The sequence below is a fragment of the Streptomyces sp. NPDC036764 genome, from assembly GCF_055609385.1.
This window is the reverse complement of sequence record NZ_JBVJPT010000023.1, coordinates 37,372-57,769: the sequence shown is the minus strand read 5'-3', so window position 1 is coordinate 57,769 and position 20,398 is coordinate 37,372. Positions and strand designations below refer to the sequence as shown.

14 protein-coding genes and 1 pseudogene are annotated in these 20,398 nt (G+C 70.0%); 10 read left to right on the top strand and 5 right to left on the bottom strand.

Going from position 1 to position 20,398, the window contains the following annotated elements; all coding sequences use genetic code 11:
• Nucleotides 1–67: 67 nt before the first annotated feature.
• Both ACZ69Q_RS44165 and ACZ69Q_RS44160 read right to left on the bottom strand, forming a co-directional pair.
• Nucleotides 68–883 carry a thioesterase family protein gene (locus ACZ69Q_RS44165; RefSeq protein WP_471054305.1) on the bottom strand — a complete coding sequence of 272 codons (816 nt, stop codon included), beginning with the start codon at nt 881–883 and terminating at the stop codon, nt 68–70.
• A gap of 202 nt (nt 884–1,085) precedes the next feature.
• Nucleotides 1,086–2,081, bottom strand: a complete 996-nt coding sequence (locus ACZ69Q_RS44160) for a GlxA family transcriptional regulator (RefSeq protein ID WP_471054302.1) — start codon at nt 2,079–2,081, stop codon at nt 1,086–1,088.
• Nucleotides 2,082–2,414: 333 nt separating this feature from the next.
• On the opposite strand from ACZ69Q_RS44160, the gene ACZ69Q_RS44155 reads away from it, so the two are divergent.
• The 9 genes from ACZ69Q_RS44155 (at nt 2,415) to ACZ69Q_RS44115 (ending at nt 17,329) form a co-directional block, all read left to right on the top strand.
• The gene (locus ACZ69Q_RS44155) at nt 2,415–3,638 is read left to right on the top strand and encodes an MFS transporter (protein WP_471054299.1); all 1,224 of its coding nucleotides are present in this window, start codon (nt 2,415–2,417) and stop codon (nt 3,636–3,638) included.
• Nucleotides 3,639–3,774: 136 nt separating this feature from the next.
• Complete coding sequence (gene asnB / locus ACZ69Q_RS44150; RefSeq protein ID WP_471054297.1) at nt 3,775–5,625, top strand: asparagine synthase (glutamine-hydrolyzing); 1,851 nt, start codon at nt 3,775–3,777, stop codon at nt 5,623–5,625.
• Between the two features lie 219 nt (nt 5,626–5,844).
• Nucleotides 5,845–6,081, top strand: coding sequence for a hypothetical protein (locus ACZ69Q_RS44145; protein WP_471054295.1), 237 nt, complete (start codon nt 5,845–5,847; stop codon nt 6,079–6,081).
• A complete protein-coding gene (locus ACZ69Q_RS44140) occupies nt 6,068–7,462 on the top strand; it encodes an amidase (RefSeq protein WP_471054292.1) in 1,395 nt (464 codons plus the stop codon). Before ACZ69Q_RS44145 ends, ACZ69Q_RS44140 begins: the two co-directional genes overlap by 14 nt.
• Before the next feature lie 147 nt (nt 7,463–7,609).
• The gene (locus ACZ69Q_RS44135) at nt 7,610–8,248 is read left to right on the top strand and encodes a LysE family translocator (RefSeq protein ID WP_471054290.1); all 639 of its coding nucleotides are present in this window, start codon (nt 7,610–7,612) and stop codon (nt 8,246–8,248) included.
• 239 nt (nt 8,249–8,487) lie between these two features.
• A complete protein-coding gene (locus tag ACZ69Q_RS44130; RefSeq protein WP_471054287.1) occupies nt 8,488–11,760 on the top strand; it encodes a family 78 glycoside hydrolase catalytic domain in 3,273 nt (1,090 codons plus the stop codon).
• Nucleotides 11,761–12,248: 488 nt separating this feature from the next.
• Nucleotides 12,249–15,482: a S8 family peptidase gene (locus ACZ69Q_RS44125; RefSeq protein WP_471054284.1), complete on the top strand. Its 3,234-nt coding sequence runs from the start codon at nt 12,249–12,251 to the stop codon at nt 15,480–15,482.
• Nucleotides 15,483–15,722: 240 nt separating this feature from the next.
• Nucleotides 15,723–16,403: a hypothetical protein gene (locus ACZ69Q_RS44120; RefSeq protein ID WP_471054283.1), complete on the top strand. Its 681-nt coding sequence runs from the start codon at nt 15,723–15,725 to the stop codon at nt 16,401–16,403.
• Between the two features lie 86 nt (nt 16,404–16,489).
• Nucleotides 16,490–17,329 (top strand): endonuclease/exonuclease/phosphatase family protein, encoded by an 840-nt coding sequence (locus tag ACZ69Q_RS44115; protein WP_471054281.1) that lies wholly within the window; start codon nt 16,490–16,492, stop codon nt 17,327–17,329.
• Here the strand turns inward: ACZ69Q_RS44115 and ACZ69Q_RS44110 are convergent.
• From ACZ69Q_RS44110 to ACZ69Q_RS44100, 3 genes are all read right to left on the bottom strand, one after another.
• On the bottom strand, nt 17,326–18,168 hold the full coding sequence (locus tag ACZ69Q_RS44110) for a rod shape-determining protein (RefSeq protein WP_471054279.1): 843 nt from the start codon (nt 18,166–18,168) through the stop codon (nt 17,326–17,328). The two genes, ACZ69Q_RS44115 and ACZ69Q_RS44110, sit on opposite strands and share 4 nt — an antisense overlap.
• Entirely contained in the window at nt 18,165–18,560 is a 396-nt protein-coding gene (locus ACZ69Q_RS44105) for a TraR/DksA family transcriptional regulator (protein ID WP_471054276.1), read from the bottom strand. Before ACZ69Q_RS44105 ends, ACZ69Q_RS44110 begins: the two co-directional genes overlap by 4 nt.
• Before the next feature lie 68 nt (nt 18,561–18,628).
• Complete coding sequence (locus ACZ69Q_RS44100) at nt 18,629–19,012, bottom strand: TraR/DksA family transcriptional regulator (protein WP_471054273.1); 384 nt, start codon at nt 19,010–19,012, stop codon at nt 18,629–18,631.
• A gap of 414 nt (nt 19,013–19,426) precedes the next feature.
• Between ACZ69Q_RS44100 and ACZ69Q_RS44095 the strand changes: the two are divergent.
• Nucleotides 19,427–20,386 (top strand): annotated as a pseudogene (locus tag ACZ69Q_RS44095) (HAMP domain-containing sensor histidine kinase).
• The last annotated feature ends 12 nt before the right edge of the window (nt 20,387–20,398 follow it).

Genomic DNA, 20,398 nt, shown 5'->3' with positions numbered 1-20,398 from the left:
GAGACCCGCACCCCGCTCGAGCCGCCGGCCCTCACCCCTTCGGAGGGCCGGCGGCACCGGCGTACCGTCAGCGCTCATTGACCAGCAGCGTCTGCATCACCTGACCGCAAGCGCCCGCCGTGTCGTGCAACTGCCCCACGGCCAGGCCCGATCCCTGCGGACTGGCCGCCGTGGCGGAGCGCATGCACAGCCAGTCGCCGGCCGGCTCACGGTGCAGGGCGAGCGTCACATCGGTGTTGATCACCAGACGGTGATGATGGTCCAGTTCGAACGCCACGGCCCAGTTGCTGTCCGCCACCGTCAACGCCCGAGTGAGCGGGGTGTCCTGCTGCCCGGCGAGCAGTGGGATGCGCTGGCGCGCCCACGCCCAGCCCGGCCCCGGCGTGTCGAACCCCGTCCCCGGCTCGAAGCGCCACTCCATTGCGGCGATGTAGCCGTCCAGGTGGGCGTCGGCCATGGTGTGGGGCGGCTGCGCGTCCGGGAGCGGCGGTGCCTGCGGGGCGGAGTCCAAGGACGGGGTGTCGTCGGGGCTGACAGCCATGCGCCAGGCCCTGGCCAGCATGACGACGTCCCCGCCCGAGCTGATCTGGCCCTCCAGCAACTCCACCCGGCGGCCGGCGTGCACAGTCCGTACGGTGACCTCGAGATCCGCGACGGGCACCGGGCGCGGCAGTTCCACCGTCACCCGGGCGATCCGGAAGTCCCGACGTGGCGCATGCCGTTCCATCGCCCGCCCCAGCAGGGCCGACGGCGGCCCGCCGTGCTGCCACTTGGGGCTCCAGGGGCCGGCGGTGGCAGGGGTGCTCGCGAAGCGCCCATGCCCCAGTTCGCGATAGAAGGCCTCCGGCAAGGCAGCCGGAGTGGAGGGGACCGTGGTGTTCACAGGGTGCTCCTTTCGAAGGGCTCGGAAGTGGGCCGCTGCGGGAAATACGGTTCGCGTGAGCCGGCACCGCGTGAGGCGTGGCGCCGGCCGCTGAACGGAGGGTGACGACCTGCCAGGACACGCGCCCCGGCGGCACTGCGCCGGGGCGCGTTCCGCGCCCGACGGGTCCCCTCGGACCCGCCCGTCGTCGAGGCGGTGCCGGTCACGAGGCCGGTGTGGCCCGTGCGCCGACCAGGCCCAGGCTCATGTCCGACCCCCGCGAACGAAACCAGCGCCGGTAGGAGTCGGGCGGCACGCCCACCGTACGACCGAAGTGCCGGCGCAAGGTGGCGGCCGTCCCCATGCCGGTCTGGGCGGCGATCTGCTCGACACTGAGCTGCGTGGTCTCAAGGAGACGCTGGGCCAGTTGGACGCGCTGCGCCAGGAGCCACTGCAACGGAGCCATACCCGTGCTCGCGCGGAAGTGCCGGGTCAACGTACGCCGACTGACGCTGGCCTGCTGCGCCATGTCCTCCACCGTCACAGGGGTGTCCAGGCGTTGCGTCACCCATGACAGGACCTCGGACAGCACCTGGTCGGCGCCGCCGGACTCGGACGTGTGGGGCGGTTGCACCGGCTCCGCGGTGTCCTGCGGGGCCATGCCCAGGCGATGTGCCAGGGCCTTGGCGACCGCGGCGCCGTGGTCGAGCTGCACCATGTGCAGGAATAGGTCGAGGCTGGCGGCCCCGCCGGCGGACGTGAGGATGTCTCCCTCGTCCACGTACAGCGCGTCCAGGTCCACCGTCACCCGCGGGTACTGCGCGGCCAGCGCGTCGGCGTGGGTCCAGTGGGTGGTGATCCGGCGGCCGTCGAGCAGACCGGCGGCCCCGAGGACGAAGGCTCCCGTGGAGGTGGCGACCATGCGCGCGCCCGCGTCATGCGCGTCGCGCACCGCCTTCACCAGGGCAGCGGAAGGGGCCTGCCGCACATCGGGGGCGCCCGGGACGATGACGGTGTGTGCCCGGGACAACTCATCAAGGGTGTAGAGCCGTTCGATGCGGCAGGCGTCACAGCTCTGCATGCTCTCCGGGGCGCAGGCAGCGAAGTCATACCAAGGGTCGGCCAGGTAGGTCCGATTGACGCCGAAAATCTCACGCGCTGCCGAGATGTCAAGACTTGAACTTCGTGAAGTGAAAAGTAGGGCCATGGATATCGGCATAGGCCACACCGTCACCTTCGCGTCCTTGCGCCGTCAACGGATTCTTGCCGAAGTCGCACACGAGTGCGGTGATTTGCCGTTGCAGATTCAACCAACGCACCTGAACTTGCCCAAGTCGTACGAGGTTCGCCCCTTGCCCACCGGGCCGGAATCGCCGCGCCACAAACTCCGGATCGAAGTCCCTGACCAGCGACGATGAAGAGGCGAAAGACCTCGCGGATTTACGACATCACCCTCCGGAGGGCAGGGTGATGTCGCAGATCTGCCAGCCTCGGCCCCCCGGATCCTGTTGAACTGATCGCGTACCGACAGACCCTTCACAGGACGGAATTCATGGCCTCGACAACCACCGCCAACACGCACACTGGCGGAACCGGCCTGCCGACCCGATCACCTCTGGTCGGATGGCTGGCCGTGGTCTCGGTAATGCTGGGAATCTTCTCGATCGTCACGACCGAGATCCTGCCGATCGGTCTGCTCACCAAGATCGGGGCCAGTTTCACCATCTCGGACGGGATGGCGGGGCTGATGATGACGATGCCCGGCTTTCTGGCGGCCATCTCCGCCCCCGTGGTCACCGTGGCGACCGCGCGCATCGACCGTCGGCTGATGCTGTGTGTGTTCATGCTCCTACTGGCCGGGGCGAACTTCCTGGCCGCCGTGGCGCCGGACTACTGGCTCGTCCTGGTCTCCCGCATCCTGGTCGGTATCGTCATCGGCGGCTTCTGGTCGATCGGTGCCGGACTGGCCGAACGCCTCGTGCCGGCGGAGTCGGTCGGCCGGGCCACGGCGGTGATCTTCTCGGCGGTCCCGCTGGGATCGGTGCTCGGAGTGCCGGCCGGCACCTTCATCGGAGATCTGGCCGGCTGGCGCATGGCCTTCGTCGTCATGGGCGCCCTGACCGTCGGTGTGCTGCTCATGCTCCTGCTGGTCGTGCCGCCGCTGCCCCCGACCCAGACGACCCGCCTGAGCGTGCTGCGGGGCATGATCAGCAGCGTCAACACCCGGTTTGCGCTGCTGCTGACCTTCCTGGTCGTGCTGGCCCACTTCGGAACGTACACGTACGTCACCCCGTTCCTGGAGCAGGTCACCAAGGTCAGCTCCGGCATGATCACCGTCTTCCTGCTGATCTACGGTGCCGCAGGCATCGTCGGCAACTTCCTGGGCGGCGCGATCGTCGCCCGCCGCCCCCGCGCCACCTTCGGCCTCGCGGCCGGCCTCATCGCGGCCGCCACCCTGCTGCTGCCCGTTCTGGGCCGCTGGGAGATCGGCGCGGTCGCCCTGCTGATCGTCTGGGGCGTCGCATACGGCGCCGTCCCCGTCTCCTCCCAGACATGGTTCGCCAAGGCATCTCCCGCCTCACCCGAGGCGGCCTCGGTGCTGTTCACCGCTTCCTTCCAGGCGACGATCTCCATCGGCGCGCTGGTCGGAGGCGTGGTCGTGGACCACTCCTCGCCGTCCACCGTCATGGTGCTCGGCGGTGTCACCGCGGCGTTCATGGTCGTGGCCGTGTGGGCTCACTTCGCCCGCCGCCTGACCTGGCCCGACCACACCTGAACCCCGCCGACGACCTGAGCGTCACTTTCGACCTTCCCCTGCACGGCTCCGGACTCCGCTCAGGCACGGGAATCCGGGGCCCTCGGCTCGGCCGGCCTGCCCGGCACTCATCAAACCTAAGGAGAGGACAGCGCCCATGTGCGGAATCGCCGGTTGGGTGGACTTCGAGCGCGACCTGACCCAGGAGCGCTCAACAGCGCAGGCCATGACCGAGACGATGACCTGCCGCGGCCCCGACGCCGAGGGGCTGTGGCTGGCTCCCCACGCGGCCATCGGCCACCGCAGGCTCTCCGTCATCGACCTCGAGGGCGGCAAGCAGCCCATGCTCGCCGAAGAGGACGGCCGCCCGCTGGCCGTGCTGACCTTCAGCGGCGAGATCTACAACTACCGGGAACTGCGCTCCGAACTCGTCTCCCGCGGCCACCGCTTCCGCACCCAGAGCGACACCGAGGTCGTCCTGCGTGCCTATCTGGAGTGGGGCCAGGACCTGGTCACCAGGCTGAACGGCATGTTCGCCTTCGCCATCTGGGACATCCGCAGCGAAGAACTGCTCCTGGTGCGCGACCGCATGGGCGTCAAGCCGCTCTACTACTACCCCACACCCGACGGAGTCCTCTTCGGCTCGGAGCCCAAGGCGATCCTTGCGAACCCGGAGATCCCGCGCCGGGTGAACATCGATGGGCTCCGCGAGATACTGGACATGGTCAAGACCCCCGAACACGCCATCTTCACCGGCATGTTCGAGGTCCGTCCCGGACACGTCGTCCGTGTGCGCCGCCAGGGTCTGACCAAGCACGTGTACTGGGCGCTGGAGGCCAAGGAGCACGAGGACTCCCTGGAGCAGACCATCGGCACCGTTCGGGAGCTGCTGGAGGACATCGTGTCCCGCCAGCTCATCTCGGACGTCCCCCTGTGCAGCCTCCTGTCCGGCGGACTGGACTCCTCGGCCGTCACCGCCCTCGCCGCCAAGGCCCTGAAGGACGAGGGCGCGGGTCCGGTCCGCTCCTTCTCCGTGGACTTCGTCGGAGCCGCCGAGAACTTCGTGCCCGACCCGCTGCGCAGCACCCCCGACGCCCCCTTCGTGCGCGACCTGGCCGAACTCGTCCAGGCCGACCACAAGGAAATCCTGCTGGACAGCGACGACCTGAGCGATCCCGCCGTCCGCGCCGCCGTCCTGGCCGCCACCGACCTCCCCCCGGTCTGGTACGGCGACCTGTGGCCGTCCCTCTACCTCCTCTTCCGCGCCGTACGGGAACGTTCCACCGTGGCCCTCTCGGGCGAGTCGGCCGATGAACTCTTCGGCGGCTATAGCTGGTTCCACGACCCGGAGGTGCTCACGGCCGAGACCTTCCCGTGGCTCACCAGCACACCCGGCCCCTTCTACGACGGCACTCCGATGTTCGACAAGAGCCTGCTGGGGCGCCTCGACCTGCTGGGCCGCCGGCGCGACAGCTACCACGAAGCGATAGCCGAGGTGCCCGTGCTCCCCGGGGAGACCGGACTCGAGAAGCGGATGAGGGAGCTCAGCTATCTCAACCTCACCCGCTTCGTGAACACCCTCCTCGACCGCAAGGACCGCATGAGCATGGCCGTGGGCCTGGAGGTCCGGGTCCCGTTCTGCGATCACCGACTCGTCGAATACGTCTTCAACGCCCCGTGGGCCATGAAGAAGTTCGACGGTCGGGAGAAGAGCCTGCTGCGAGCCGCCGCCAAGGACGTCCTGCCCCAGTCCATCGTGGAGCGGGTCAAGGCGCCCTACCCGAGCACACAGGACTCCGGATACGAGAAGAAGCTGCGTGACCGGCTCGCCGAGGTCGTCTCCGGCGGCAACGCGCCCATCCTCCCGCTGCTGGACCTGGGGCGTGTCCAGGATCGCCTCGACCGGCCGGTCAGCAGTGAGAGCACGCAGATCACCCGGATCGACCTGGAAGTGCCGCTCTCGCTCAACGCCTGGCTGGAGTCGTACCAGGTCACCCTGGACCTGTGACCGGACCCGCATCGGCGGGCCGCCCCGCGCGGCCCGTGCACGCCTGCACACCCTGATGGACTCGCAGGCCTGAGACCGCCCGGCGGCCCTGCCCAATCCCCCGTACGCAGAGCCGCCGGGTGCCTGCATCCGGCAGCGCCCCCGAGTCCCGGGACGCCCACCCTCGGACGTCGTCGGTCGCACCGTGCTGTCGAGCCCGGTGCCGAGAGGAAGCAGCTCGTGTCTGTGCCCATCACCTCCACGGAACTCGCGGCCCGCTGGGCGCTGTACGGCCTTCAGTCCGGTCCGCCGACGGACCGTCAATTCCTGCGTGCCGCGGTGCTCGCCGGTCACATCCACCAGAGCATCGCCACACTGCGCGCCCTCGATCTCACGGGCGTGGCACCCGCGTCGGTCTTCCGCACCACCGACGCGGTCGAGGTTGCATCTCGGGAGTCCTCCGATGCAGCCCTATGAACTCACGCTCACGGCCGCGGCCGGAGCCATCGCCGGCAAGAGCCTCTCTCCCGTCGAACTCGTCGAATCCGTCCTCCGGCGCGCGGAGGACACCGAAGGCACCCTCAACGCGTTCGTCACCGTCACCGCCGAAGCGGCACGGTCAGCCGCGGCACAGGCCGAGCGGGACATCCACGCGGGACGGTACCGCGGCCCCCTGCACGGCATCCCTTTCGCGCTCAAGGACATCATCGACACAGCCGGGGTGCCGACCACGGCCAGCTCCCGGGTCTGGGCCGGGCGCATCCCCGCCGAGGACAGTGCTGTGATGACCCGCCTCACGACGGCGGGCGGGGTGTTGATCGGCAAAGCGCACACGCACGAGTTCGCCTACGGCCTCATCACCCCCCAATCGGCCAATCCGTGGAACGTCGATCGAGTCGCCGGCGGATCCAGTGGCGGGTCGGCCGTAGCCGTGGCCGCCGGATCGGCGACCTTCTCGATCGGAACCGACACCGCCGGTTCCATTCGGGTCCCCGCTGCCCTCAACGGCGTCGTGGGGCTCAAACCCAGCTACGGTCTCGTCTCCCGCCACGGCGTGGCACCGCTGTCATGGTCCATGGACCACGTCGGTCCCCTCACCCGAAGCGTCAGGGACGCGGCCCTGGTCCTGGACGCCGTCGCGGGCCGCGACCTCAGGGATCCCGCAAGCATCCACTCTCCCAACTCCCATCACGAGTACGGGCGTTCGACCGACCTGCGCGGTATACGCGTCGGCATCCCCGCCAACTACTTCTTCGACCACGTGACGCCCGAGGTCGAGAAGGCGGTCCGCAACTCCATCGACCACCTCGCCGAACTCGGCGCCACAACAGTCGAAGTCGCCGTGCCGCTGACCGACTACCTGCTGCCCATCCTGTGGGGCCACATGGGCCCCGAGGCGGCCTCCGCGCACGAAGATCACCTGGAGCACCACGCCGACCTCTTCGGCGAGGACGTCCGGACCCTGCTCCAGGCCGGACAGCTCGTCCTGGCCGGCGACTACCTGCGCGCTCAGCGCTCGCGCACACGCATCCGCCAGGCATGGCGGGAGATGTTCCGCTCCATCGACGTACTCGCCACGCCGACCGTCGCCTGTACGGCGATCCGACGCGAACAGTCCGATGTGCAATGGTCCGACGGCTCCACGGAGTCGGCGACCGACGCGTTCGTCAGGCTCACGGCTCCGGCCAACATCACCGGCCTTCCCGCCCTCTCCCTGCCGATCGGCCTCGACGAGCACGGCCTCCCCATCGGCCTCCAACTCATCGCCGGCCAGCTCGCCGAACCCGACCTGCTGCGCGTCGGCATCGCCTACGAAACCACTCACGACAGCAGCGGCCACCTGGCCGCCGGGATATGAGCCCCACGGCCGGCGCGCCTTCAAGAACCGGCTGCTCCGGCCGGCCGCGACAAGTCTGAGCCCGCGAGCTGAAGGCTGCTCGGCTCGCGGGGCGGCACCGGCTGGAGGTCGATTCGGCGAGGCGAACCGGGGTGCGAGACTGAGCCCATGTTCGTTCAGCTCCTCGCGGCAACGGGTGTGCTCGCTGTCCTGACCGTCGTTCCCGGCCCGGACATGGCGGTGGTGACGAAGCGCGCCATCGCGTCCGGCTGGCAGGACGGCCTGCGCACGGTCGGCGGCATCACGGCGGGACTGCTCATCTGGGGTGTGCTCACCGTGGTCGGCCTGGCGGCCGTCCTGGCCGCGTCTGCCACGGCTTACATGATCGTCAAGCTCGCCGGTGCCGCCTACCTCGGCTTCCTGGGCGTGCAGGCACTGCTGCAGAGCCGACGCAGCCATTCGGCGACTTCGGCGACTTCGGCGACTTCGGGGGCGAGCGCCCCGTCCTCATCCGGCAACCCGTGGCGCACGGGCCTGATCAGCAACGTCTTCAATCCGAAGATCGCCGTCTTCTACACGGGCCTGCTGCCCACGCTCGCTCCGTCCGGTTTCTCGCCGCATGCCGGGATGGCTCTGCTGGTCCTCGTCCACGCGGCCCTGACGCTCGTCTGGCTCGGCGGCTATGTACTGGTGCTGGCCAAGGCCCGAACCTTCTTCGAGAAGCCTGCCGTACGGCGCACCATGGACCGCATCACAGGTGTCGTCCTGATCGGGTTCGGCGTCAAGGTGGCCACCTCCCAGACCTGAACCGGAGCACCCGCGGAGCCGTGCTCCTCGCCAGAACGAACCACGGCCACTTGACCGTTGAGGTGGTGCAAGAGTTCGTCCGGCGGTTGTTCAGAGGTCATTTCGACCTTGGCCGGTGCGGGGCCGACGGGATGCATCCGGAGTCTTGAAGCCGGACACAGCTCGCCCATAGGATTCGAATGAGAGCTCGTTGAATCGTTTCAATCCATTGAGTGGGACACAGTGAGCAGGGAGTGGACATGCCCGGAGACTGGGACCGAAGGACCTTTCTGCGCGCCACCGCGGGAACGATGGGCGCCGGAATTCCCGTCCTGGCCGCAGCGACTCCCGCATCGGGGGCGCCGGCTGATGGGCCGCAGGGCGCGGGGGGAGGCGGAACCGGCGGACTTCGCGTCACGCGAACGACCGTGGAGCACGCGGAGAACGTCCTCGGAACCGATGTGGCCCACCCTCGGCTCGCCTGGGAGTTGGCGTCCCCGGGTCATGGCGCACGGCAGACCGCCTACCGCATCCAGGTCAGGACGGGCGCGAAAGGGTGGGCCCGTTCGCTGGTGTGGGACTCGGGCAAGGTGATGTCTGCGAACAGCGTCGGCGTGGCGTACGGCGGGCCGGCGCTGGAGCCGCGCACCCGGTATGCCTGGCGGGTGAAGGTGTGGGACGGACGGGGCAGAGCATCGACCTGGAGTGCGCCCCGCTGGTGGGAGACAACGTTGTCGCCCGAGGAGTGGGGCGCCAGTTGGATCGGCGTGGACACCCCCACGCCCCTCGACTTCGCCGGCGCGTCATGGATCTGGGCAACCGGAGCGAGCCTGGAGAACGCCCCCGTGGGCACCCGATGGTTCCGCTCCCACCTCGACCTGCCGACAGGCGTCGAGGTGGTCACGGCCACCGTGGTGGCCACCGCGGACGACGATTTCGCCCTGTACCTCAACGGCCACCAGGCGGTGCAGGCCCCGCAACAGCAGGACGGCTGGCGGGCCGGTCGGACGGCCGACGTGACGCGGGAGGTGCGGGAGGCCGTGGCCGCCGGCACGGGCATCGTCCTCGCCGCCAGGGCCACCAACCGTGAAGGCGCCTCGGTCAACCCCGCGGGGCTGCTGGTCCGGCTGCGGGTGGAGACGTCGACGGGGCGGACGTACGAACTCCTCAGCGACGCCGGATGGAGAGTGACGCAGACGGAGCAACAGGGCTGGCAGGAGCCGGAGTTCGACGACTCCGCGTGGCTCCCGGCGGTGGTGCTCGCCCCCTACGGCCAAGGCCCCTGGGGCACCGGCGTGAGCGTCGCCGTGCCCGAGCAGCCGGCGCCGCTCCTGCGCAGGGAGTTCGACGTACCCGGCCGGGTCAGCCGGGCCAGGCTCTACATCAGCGGCCTGGCCTACTACGAGGCGCAGATCAACGGCCGGCGTGTGGGGCGCCAGGTGCTCGACCCCGGCTTCACCGACTACGACGAGACCGTGCTGTACACCGTCCACGACGTCACGGAACTCCTGCGGCGCGGCGGCAACGCGATCGGGGTGAGCCTGGGCCGTGGCTTCTTCGGCATGACCACCCCGAACGTCTGGAACTGGCACCGGCCGCCCTGGCACTCGGAGCCCCGCCTCGTCGCCCGCCTGGAGGTCGAGCACCCCGACGGCTCCCGCACCGCGCTGGTCACCGACGACCAGTGGCGGATCACGGAGGGACCCACACTCTCCAACTCCCTCTACGCCGGGGAGACATACGACGCCCGGCGCGAACCGGGCCCGTGGACCAGGCCGGGCTTCGACGACTCCTCCTGGCGCCCGGCGAAGGTGCAGAGCGCGCCGAAGGGACGCCTGCGGGCGCAGCCGCACGACGGAATCGAGGTCATCGACTCCTTCCACCCCGAGAGAATCACCCCACTCACCCCCGGGGTGCACGTGGTGGACATGGGCCGGACCATGGCCGGATGGGCCCGGATCACGGTGCGCAACGTCCCCGCGGGCACCGGCATCCAGCTCACCTACGGCGAGAAACTGAAGCCCGACGGAAGCGTCTCGGCCGAGACCTCCCACGTGCCCGGCCGATTCCAGCGCGACGAGTACATCTGCGCCGGCCGTGAGGAGGAGAGCTGGGAGCCCTCCTTCTCCTACAAGGGCTTCCGGTACATACAGATCAGCGGCCTGCCCGAGACGCCCGACGCCCGGCAGATCCTCGGCCGGCTGGTGCACACCCCACTGGACGAGGTCAGCTCCTTCGCCTGCTCGGAGCCCTTCTACGAATGGCTCGACCGCGCCATGCGGCGGACCGTGCTGAACAACATGCACGGCATTCCGACCGACACCCCGATGTACGAGAAGAACGGCTGGACGGGTGACGCCCAGCTCGGCACACCGGTCATGACCTACGCGTTCGCCATGCACCGCATGCTGTCCAAATGGCTGGGCGACCTCGCCGACAGCCAGACGGACGACGGTCAACTTCCCGTGATCGTGCCGAGCGGCGGCTGGGGATACGGCGACCTCGGGCCCTCGCCCGAGTGGACGACCGTGTACCCGTTCCTCATCCGCGAGTTCTACCGGGTGTACGGCGACGAGCGGGCGGCGCGCGAGCACTGGGTGACGCTGACCCGCTACCTGGACTGGGAGTTGTCCCGGCTGCGCGACGGCCTCGCCGTCACGGCGCTCGGCGACTACCTCGCCCCCGGTTACGGCGGCAACCCACCGGAGGACACACGGCTGACCGCGACCGCCTACCTCCACCGGGCGCTGCTGGACACCGCCGAGATGGGGGAGGTGCTCCACGCCGACGACGTGGTGACGCGTTACCGGGAGGCCGCCGAGAAGCTGAAGGCGGCCCTCAACGCGGAGTTCCTGGGCGCGGACGGCCACTACCGGACGGCGAAGGACCCCGGCTACCGGCAGACCTCCAACGCGATTCCGCTCGCCTTCGGTCTGGTGCCGGACAGTGCCCGCGCCTCGGTCCTCGACAGCCTGGTGCGGGACGTCGAACGCCGCGGCCGGCACCTCAACACGGGTGCGCTGGGCACCAGCGTGCTGCTGCGGGTGCTGTGCGCGCACGGGCGGCCGGACCTCGCCCACGCCGTCGCGACCCAGCGCACCTACCCCGGCTGGGGCTACTGGCACGACAACGGCGCTGACACCATGTGGGAGATGTGGCCGCTCGACTCCCGCTCGCGCGACCACTACTTCCAGGGCACCGTGGCCCAGTGGCTCTACGAGAACGTGGCAGGACTGCGTCCGGGTGACGCCGGCTACGCGACGTTCAGTGTGCGGCCCGATGCCCGGCACGGGGTGGACTGGGCCCGGACGTCGATCCGCACCGTCCGGGGAACCGCGGGCGTCGCCTGGTCGCAGTCGGAGGCCGAGTTCACCATGGAGGTGCGGGTGCCGGTGGGTGCGGTCGCGGAGGTCCATGTTCCCGCGGGGGGCCGGGACGAGGTGACGGCACCCGACGGTGCCCGGTATCTCCGTACGGAGCCCGGCTTCGCCATCTACCGCGTGGAGCACGGGACTTGGCACTTCACGACCTGACAGCAGACGGACAGCAGGTCCTTTCGGCGTGAGCCGACGGCGCCCTGCTGTCCGTCGCAACGGCCCCAGCCGGGGGCGGTGTCCTCGAAGGCGGCGCCGGCGGCGCGGTAGGCGCTGACCTTGGCGGCGACCTGTGCCGGTGCCTCCCCGGTCAATCCACGGCGCTTGAGCCCGCTTGGCTGCAACCCCACGTACCCCGCCCCAACCCGGGAACCGACAGGGCCTTCGGCTGACCACTTGTCAGTTCGAGGCATCGCAGCTCGCACCCCTTCTTCCCCTCCGCCGATTTGCGTGCGCCGCCGAGAACCGGACACGTCCCACACGCGTGATACCGGAGAACGCGTTGGCATGCACACGAGGGCGGGGGAACGCGAGTGGGATCCACACCACGCGCGAGAACGGCGGCACTGGCCGCCGTGGTGGCCGGGGCGCTGGTCGCGGGGGCGGTATCGGCCGGGGGCCAGCCGGCGCAAGCTGCCGGTTCTGTCGTGAATGACGGGAAGGCGAAGGCGAAGTCGCCGGCGACCGTCACGCTGATCACCGGCGACCGTGTGGTCGTCGGCTCGGACGGCCGGGCACTTCGGCTCATGCGTGGCAAGAGCCGCGAGGGGATCGGCTTCTCGGTGCGGCGCGAGGCCGGCCACACGTACGTCGTCCCGCAGGACGCCTTACGCCTGGTCGCCGACGGTGTGCTCGACCGGGGGCTGTTCGACGTCGCGCAGCTCGTCAGGGACGGGTACGACGACGCGCACCGCGGCACGCTGCCGCTGATCGTCGGCTACCGGCAAGGCGGCGGCAAATCAAGGGAGTTGGCCGCCGACGCCGACCCGTTCGCGGGCGTCGCCGTCCGGGAGCGCCGTGCGCTGCCCGCAGTCGGCGGCGAGGCATTCAAGGCGCCCAAGGCCGGCGCGCCGGCGCTGTGGGCGGCCGTCACAGGGGGTTCCGCGGCCCGTACGCCAGGCGGTAAAGCCGCCGCCAGGTCCGTCGCCCACGTCTGGCTGGACGCGAAGGTCCGGGCCACCCTGGCCGAGAGCGTGCCGCAGATCGGTGCGCCCGCCATGTGGGCGTCGGGCTACACCGGCAAGGGCGTCAAGGTCGCCGTACTGGACACGGGCGTGGACCAGACCCACCCGGATCTCAAGGGCGTCGAGATCGCCCAGAAGAACTTCAGCGAAGCCCCCGACGTCAAGGACCGCTACGGGCACGGTACGCACGTGGCCTCCATCCTCGCCGGGAGCGGTGCGAAGTCCGGCGGCCGGTACAAGGGCGTGGCGCCCGACGTGAAGCTGCTGGACGGCAAGGTCCTGGCCGATGACGGCTTCGGATCCACCTCGAGCATCGTCGCCGGCATGCAGTGGGCCGTCGACCAGGGCGCCAAGATCGTCAACATGAGTCTGGGCTCCCCCGACACCCCGGGTGTCGACCCGAAGGAGGAGGCCATCGCCCGGCTCTCCGGCAAGGCCCTGTTCGTGGTGGCCGCGGGCAACTCGGGCGAAGGGCCCCGCACGATCGGGTCGCCCGGCAGCGCCCCCCAGGCGCTCACCGTCGGCGCCGTCGACAAGCAGGACCGGATCGCCGACTTCTCCAGCCGCGGCCCGAACCTCGACGGCACCCCCAAGCCGGACATCACCGGCCCCGGCGTCGACATCACCGCCGCCCTGACCACGCAGAGCGAACAGCCCTCGGACGAGGGCTACGTGGCGCAATCCGGTACGTCGATGGCCTCCCCGCACGTCGCCGGCGCCGCCGCCCTGGTGCTCCAGCAGCACCCGGACTTCAGCGGAGCCCGGCTCAAGGCGCTCCTGACCGGTTCGGCCAAGCCCAACCCGCTGCTGAACGCCCACCAACAGGGCGCGGGCCGCGTGGACCTGGCGCGCGCCGCCACGGCGCTGGTCGTCTCGGAGCCCGGCTCCCTCGGGTTCGGCACGCACGCCTGGCCGCACGCCGACGACAAGCCGGCCGCCAAGACCCTCACCTACCGCAATTACGGCACCCGGCCCGTCACCCTGAGGCTGAGCGCCTCCGGGGCCGACTCGTCGGGCCGCCCCGCCCCGGACGGCATGTTCACCGTCAAGGACGCCCAGCTCACCGTTCCGGCCGGCGGCACCGCGAAGACCACTGTCACCGCCGACACGCGCAAGGGCACCGTCGACGGCGTCTTCGGCGGCACCGTGCTCGCATCGGGAGACGGCCAGCAGGTGCGCACCGGTCTGGTGGTCGAGCGGGAGGTGGAGTCGTACGACGTCACGGTGCGGCACATCGACGCCGACGGAGCGAATCCGCCCGCCTACGCGACGACGATCAACCCCATGGACCTGCGCAGCGAGTTCGTGGAGCTCCCGTACCGCGCGAACGGCACGGTGGTCCAGCGGCTGCCCAAGGGCTCCTACCAACTGGACAGCCTTGTCTTCGCCAAGGACAACGAGGTCGGCTTCTTCGTCCAGCCGGTTCTGGAGGTGACCCGGAACGTCACGGTCACCCTCGACTCCCGCAAAGCGAAGCCGTTCGCCGTGAAGGCCCCGGATCCGGCCGCGAAGCTCGTCACCTCCATCGCCGGTTACTACGACGAAGCCGTGGGCGTGTCCAACTCCTGGTCCAGCAGCGGCGTGCCGGCGATGCGCACCGCCGCCCTCGGCCCGGCATCCGACACGATGCGGGCCCAGTTCAACGGGGTGTGGAAGACGCCCGGCGCGGCCGGCAACAACGTCGACTACCGACTCGCCTTCAACCGCAAGGGAAGCTTCTTCACCGGCCTGACCCGCACCGTCACCCGGGCCGATGTCGCCGAGGTGAAGCTCGGCTTCGGCGCCTCCGTCACCGGGGCCAAGGGCCAGGTCCACATCACACCGCTGGACGAACGCGGGATGACCATCGGCATTCAGGAACCGCAGGTGCAGAACCTGCCGCAGTCCACCACGCACTACCTCACCACGGCCGGCGTGGGCTGGTCCTGGACGGCGGCGCAGCTCAACGCCCGCGGCGAGGTGCGCATGCAGTATTCGAAGGAGTTGGTGACCTACAAGGCCGGCTCCAGCCACACGCTGAGGTTCAACACCGGCGTGGTCGGCCCCGATCTCGCGGCCGGGAGCTCGCACGAGCAGGGCGCCGAGCGGGTCGGCGACCACCTCAGCGCCAGGATCCCCCTGTTCAACGACGGCAGCGGCAACCAGGGGTCCTCGATCGTCACCAGCGGCTTCGCCCGGCTGGAATCCGGCGGGCGGATCCTCGGCGAGGGCCCGGCCACGGACTGGCTGACCACCGAAGTTCCCGCCGCCTCGGCCGCGTACCGCCTGACGGTCGAGGCGAGCCGCTCCGCCGAGGACACCTCCACGAGCACGAAGGTGGCAGGGGTGTGGACGTTCACCTCGGCCCGGCCGGCATCGGACCGTACGACCAGGCTGCCGCTGTCGACGGTCCGGTTCGCGCCGAAGCTGAGCCTGCGCGGGACGGCTCCGGTGGGCAGCACCCTCACCGTGCCGCTGAAGCTGAGCGGCGCCGCCGCCGCGGCAGGGCAGGTCGCCGCGCTGACGGTGAACGTCTCCTACGACGGTGGCCGGACCTGGAAGCCGCTCACCGTGACGACCGACGCGAACGGGGCGCGCTCGGTGAGTGTGAAGCACCCGGAAACCGCCAAGGCCGTGTCCTTCCGCGTGGACCTCAAGGACAAGGGCGGCAACACCGTACGCGAGACGATCACGAACGCCTATCGGCTCGCTCCGTGAGATGACGCGTCGACGGTGACCGTTGCCCGGCGTCGGCGAACCCTCCGGCCCGGTCCCCGTACCTGCGGGGACCGGGCCGGATCCGTGTCCGGTCGACCGGCCCGCTGTTGAGCCCAGTTGTCATCCACGGGGCGGTCGTGCAGGATCAACGGCGGTCGAAGCGCACGCAGTTGCGGTGCGTGGCGCGGGCGCGAGGGGGCGGCGATCTACTCGGTAGTTGTCAATGTGCTGGTCGGTCTGGTGACCAGCCTCATCGGCGGTGCGTTCGTCTGGCTCTGGGAGCGCGGCAAGCGTGCCCGTGTGCTCCAGCGGAAGGCGAACTTCTTCGGTCTCGTTCCGGGAGAGACCTGCTTCATCGTCATCGGCAACAAGCACAACGCGCGAGGGGTCACGACGCACAAGGAGATCCGCGCGATGATCGAGGTGGCGACCTTGGCCGGCCAGCTCGGCTGTGACGTCTCCACCGAGTTGAGCGACGACTTCCGTGCCAGCAACGACGACCGTACGGAGTTCTGTATCGGCGGCCCGCTGGGCGAGGCCAACGTCCGTACGGGCGGCCACCTCGCGGCTCATCTGCCCGGTGTCAGGATCCTGCCGCACGGTGAGGGTGCCGAGTCGGTGGCGTTCGTCGTCGGCGGCCGACGCTACCCGTTTCGTAAGAACGAGGTGGAGTACGCGCTGGTGGCCAAGTTCACCCCGCCGCAGGCGACTCGCCCGGTCGTGTTGGTCTGCGGCCAGAGTTCCCTGGCGAATCAGGCCGCGATCCACTTCCTCAAAAGGAATCACCGCCAAGTGGCCGAAATCCTTGACTCGGTCGATCGCTACTGCGTCCTGATCAAGGTCGCTGACATCGCTACGTACGGATTCCAGGGCGCGAGCCTCGAACGAGACGTGACCGGGCCGGCATTCATCGCATCCTGACCTGGATCGCAGATCGTGAACCAGCTCCAGAGCGTGAGCCGCAAGGTCGATATCCTTGAGCCGGGCATTGTCCACTTGAGGAGGCGGTGGTGTTCGGACGGGGCACGCGATTGCTCGCGGGGGCCGTGGTCGTGGCTTTCATGGTGCTCGTCGGCCCCAGTGCGCCAAGCGGTGGCCTGTTCGGCAGATCTCTGCCCGCCGACGCCGTAAGGGAAGTCGTACCGAACCGGGTCATGACGTGGAACATCTGCAATCCGTGCGATGTGAGCAACGCCGACCGGGCGGCGGATATCGCCATGTATGCGCCGCAGGTCATCGGCCTGCAAGAAGCCTGCATGCGTGACGTCGAGAGCATCCGGAATTATCTGCGGGGCCTATACGGTCTCGTTTACCACGTCGAGTACGGGACGGTCCTTCGGAGTTGGGGCCGCTGCGGGGGAGTGCCGTGGAGTCCGGGGGGCTACGGTCAGGCGATTCTGTCGGCGGCGCCGATGAAAGACCACGTGAACGTGGAATACCCCGACGGCGGATCCGAAGACCGTGGGTACATGGCAGTCACCACCGAGGTCGGCGGACAGTCGGTCCGGGTCTTCAACACACACCTCGCCCATCGACGTCAAGAGGCATTCCGAGCGGAACAGATCGGCGTACTCGCCGAAGAGGTCGGCCGGTACGACCGTGCGCTCGTTCTCGGTGATTTCAATGCCGTGCCGGACGCCCCCGAACTCGCGGGGATGTGGGCGTTGGCCGCGGACGCAGATCCCCAGTGCCATCCCTCGGCGACCGGCACCTGCGAGACGACCACCGACTGGCAGAGCAAGTTCGACTACGTATTTCTGCGTGGGTTCGACCCGAATGAGCAGCGTGTGCATCCGACCGAGCATTCGGACCATCACCTGGTGCACACCGACCTGCATCCAACCTAGGTGCGCATAGGCGGCGGCAGCGGCCAGTGAGAAGTGGCTCTGGCCGAGGGGTGGGCGTGCGCGGATCGCAGGATCTTGGCGGCGCCGCGGATCGCGGCGGTGTGCGGTGCGGGGACGGCTCGCAGCGGCGCGTGCAGACTGCCGGCGAGCCGGTAGGTGAGGTCGGGACGCAGGGCCCCGCCGCCGGCCAGGAGGGCGCCCCGGCACAGGGCGTCGGCGGTCACGGCCGTGCGGTCCTGCCGGATCATCGAGGTGATCATGGCGGTGACGGCTGCGATGACCTCCTCCGAAGTGCCGGGGACGGAGAGGCCGGCCGTGCCCACGGCGGTGCGGCGGGCGTCGAGGACAGCGCCGTCGACGAGGAGGACGACTTCGGTGACGTGGGCGCCGATGTCCACCACGAGCAGCGGGCGGGAGAGGTCCGCGTCCGCGGCCAGCGCGATGGCACGCGCGGTGGGGACGGTCAGTACCGTTCGCGGACGCAGTACCTCCACTGCCGTACGGGCCCGCTGCCGGTAGGTGGGGCCGTCCAGCACGGGTGTGGTGACCACTATCAGCGGGCGGGTGAGGCGGGGCAGGCGGGGGCCGAGCAGCCGGTCGAGCATCCGGGCCGTTCCCGGAACGTCGACGATGGCGCCGCGCTGGATCGGGTAGACCGCCCCGGCGCCCGGGAAGGTAACCGTGGGTACGTCCAGGATCATTCCGCGGCCGGAGATCCAGGCACGGGTACGGACGCTGCCCATGTCGAGGGCGAGGCCGTAGCACTGCCGGCACAGCGGCCAGGGCCGGTGCCGGTTGCTGGAGGTAGGACCGGTCCGGGGGCGGGGGATCAGGGTCATCGTCCGGCCTCGCGTACCTGCTGGCACCGTGCGCAGTAGCGGGCCTGCGGAACGATCGTCAGCCGTTCGTGTTCGATGGTCCGTCGGCACAGCCGGCAGGTGCCGTAACTGCCGTCGGCCATGCGTTGCAGGGCCGCCTCCACGTCGGCGAGAACCATGCGCGCGGACGCGGCGAGTTTGACGTGCACCTCGGCCTGCGCCGCGGAGCGCCGGCCGAGCAGGGCCTCGGCGCGTGGCGCCGCGGCGATCTGCCGAAGCTGGTCCTGACGGAACAGCCGCTGTTCGTGCAGGTTTTCCCGGAGCGCGGCAAGGTCCTCGGGCGACAGGTGCGCGGCAAGGTCCTCGGGCGACAGGTGCGCGGCACGGTCGCCGACGGTCTGGTGGTTCACCACTTCACCCCTTCTTGAGCAGGGCAGGAGAAGAATTCGGGCTGGTCAGAGCGGGTCTCAGGAACTGCCGGTCACATGGTTGCCCGGCGCTGGCAGGGGACGCAGTACCGGGTGTACGGGAGGATCTCCAGGCGTTCGGCGGGGACGGGCGTGGAGCAGCCCAGGCAGGTGCCGTAGGAACCGTCGTCGATGCGGGCGAACGCCTCGTCGATCTCCTTGAGGACTCGCTGGATCGCCCCGGCCTGGGCCGACAGCAGGTGGTCGTCAGCGCTTTGGCCGGTCTCACTGAGGGCGTGTAGCTGGGCCAACCGGCTGTTGCGGGCGTGTTCCAGTCGTTGCCGGGCCTCGTGAGCGGTCAGCCGGCCGGGCCGGGGATCGGTCTGGGGTGTCTGAGAGGGGTGGGGCGCTTGAGGGGTCTGGGAGGTGGGGGAGGTGGGCGAGGCGTCGAGCGGCATGGCGGGGTCCTTTCTCTGGAGGCGACGGGCGCAGCGACGGCCGCCCGGTTCGCCGACCCGCGGCCTTCCGTGGCGACCGCGGGTCCTGGCCGAACCGGACGGCCCTGGCACCTTCGACTCTGCTCGGCCCGGCGTAGGAAACCCATCGGGCACAGGCCCCATTCACCCCGGACCGCGATGCCCACATGGGGGCTGCACGGGGGCGCGCCGCCCACCCGGCGACCGGCACGGCACGGCGTATGGGTACCCCGTGACCTGGGAAATGGGGACCAGACCCCATCGACCCCGCGTGTGGGGCACGGCAGGCTGGGGCGGGAGGATCCATCAGGCCCGGATGCCGCGGCTCCCGTCCGGGGATGTGATGGCCGTGAGCCGAGCCGGTTAGGGTCGGGTCGTAGAAGGAGGCGTTGCCCCGTGTCGTTGTTCTGGCGGATCTTCGGGCTCAACGCCCTGGTCCTGGGCATCGCCACGGCGCTGCTGCTGTGGGCGCCGGTGACCGTCTCCGTGCCGGTGCTGCTGACCGAGGCCATGATCCTGGTCGGCGGTCTGGCCGTCATGCTGGTCGCCAACGGCACCCTGCTGCGCTGGGGCCTGGCCCCCCTGGACCGGCTGACCCGCCTGATGACCACCGTCGACCTGCTGCGCCCCGGTCAGCGTCTGCCCGTGCCCGGCGCCGCCGGCAGCGAGGTGGCCGAACTGATCCGCACCTTCAACGCCATGCTCGACCGGCTGGAGCACGAGCGCGCCACCTCCAGCGCCCGGGCACTGCTGGCCCAGGAGGCGGAACGCCGCCGTATCGCCCAGGAACTGCACGACGAGGTCGGGCAGAGCATGACCGCGATCCTGCTGGTCCTCAAGCGCGCCGCGGACGATGCACCCGAGCCGCTGCGCGAGGACCTCCAGCAGGCCCAGGAGATCACCCGGGAGAGCCTGGACGAGGTCCGGCGCCTGGTACGCCGCCTGCGCCCCGGCGTCCTGGACGATCTGGGCCTGGTCAGCGCACTGACCTCGCTCTCGCAGGACTTCGCCACCCACACCGGGCTGCGTGTGGTGCGCCGCCTCGACAACGACCTGCCCGCCCTCGACCACTAGGGGGAACTCGTCCTGTACCGGGTGGCCCAGGAGAGCCTGACCAACGCCGCCCGCCACGCGGAGGCCCGTCGGGTCGAGGTGAGCCTGCACGGCGCCGACGAGGCGGTGTTGCTGGAGATCGCCGACGACGGCCGCGGCATCGAGGCCGCCTGCGAGGGCGCCGGGATCCGCGGCATGCGGGAGCGGGCGCTGCTCGTCGGCGCCACCCTGGACATCACCTCCACACCCGGCACGGGCACCCGGATCCGGCTCACCGCACCAGTCCCCAGGAAGCAGCTCTGACCATGCACGACC

Bases quoted from the DNA above. Each gene is read 5' to 3' on its own strand.
- ACZ69Q_RS44135 (WP_471054290.1), top strand. From the start codon at position 7,610: ATGTTCGTTCAGCTCCTCGCGGCAACGGGTGTGCTCGCTGTCCTGACC.
- ACZ69Q_RS44160 (WP_471054302.1), bottom strand. From the start codon at position 2,081: ATGCCGATATCCATGGCCCTACTTTTCACTTCACGAAGTTCAAGTCTT.
- ACZ69Q_RS44140 (WP_471054292.1), top strand. From the start codon at position 6,068: ATGCAGCCCTATGAACTCACGCTCACGGCCGCGGCCGGAGCCATCGCC.
- asnB (WP_471054297.1), top strand. From the start codon at position 3,775: ATGTGCGGAATCGCCGGTTGGGTGGACTTCGAGCGCGACCTGACCCAG.
- ACZ69Q_RS44130 (WP_471054287.1), top strand. From the start codon at position 8,488: ATGCCCGGAGACTGGGACCGAAGGACCTTTCTGCGCGCCACCGCGGGA.
- ACZ69Q_RS44155 (WP_471054299.1), top strand. From the start codon at position 2,415: ATGGCCTCGACAACCACCGCCAACACGCACACTGGCGGAACCGGCCTG.
- ACZ69Q_RS44100 (WP_471054273.1), bottom strand. From the start codon at position 19,012: ATGCCGCTCGACGCCTCGCCCACCTCCCCCACCTCCCAGACCCCTCAA.
- ACZ69Q_RS44110 (WP_471054279.1), bottom strand. From the start codon at position 18,168: ATGACCCTGATCCCCCGCCCCCGGACCGGTCCTACCTCCAGCAACCGG.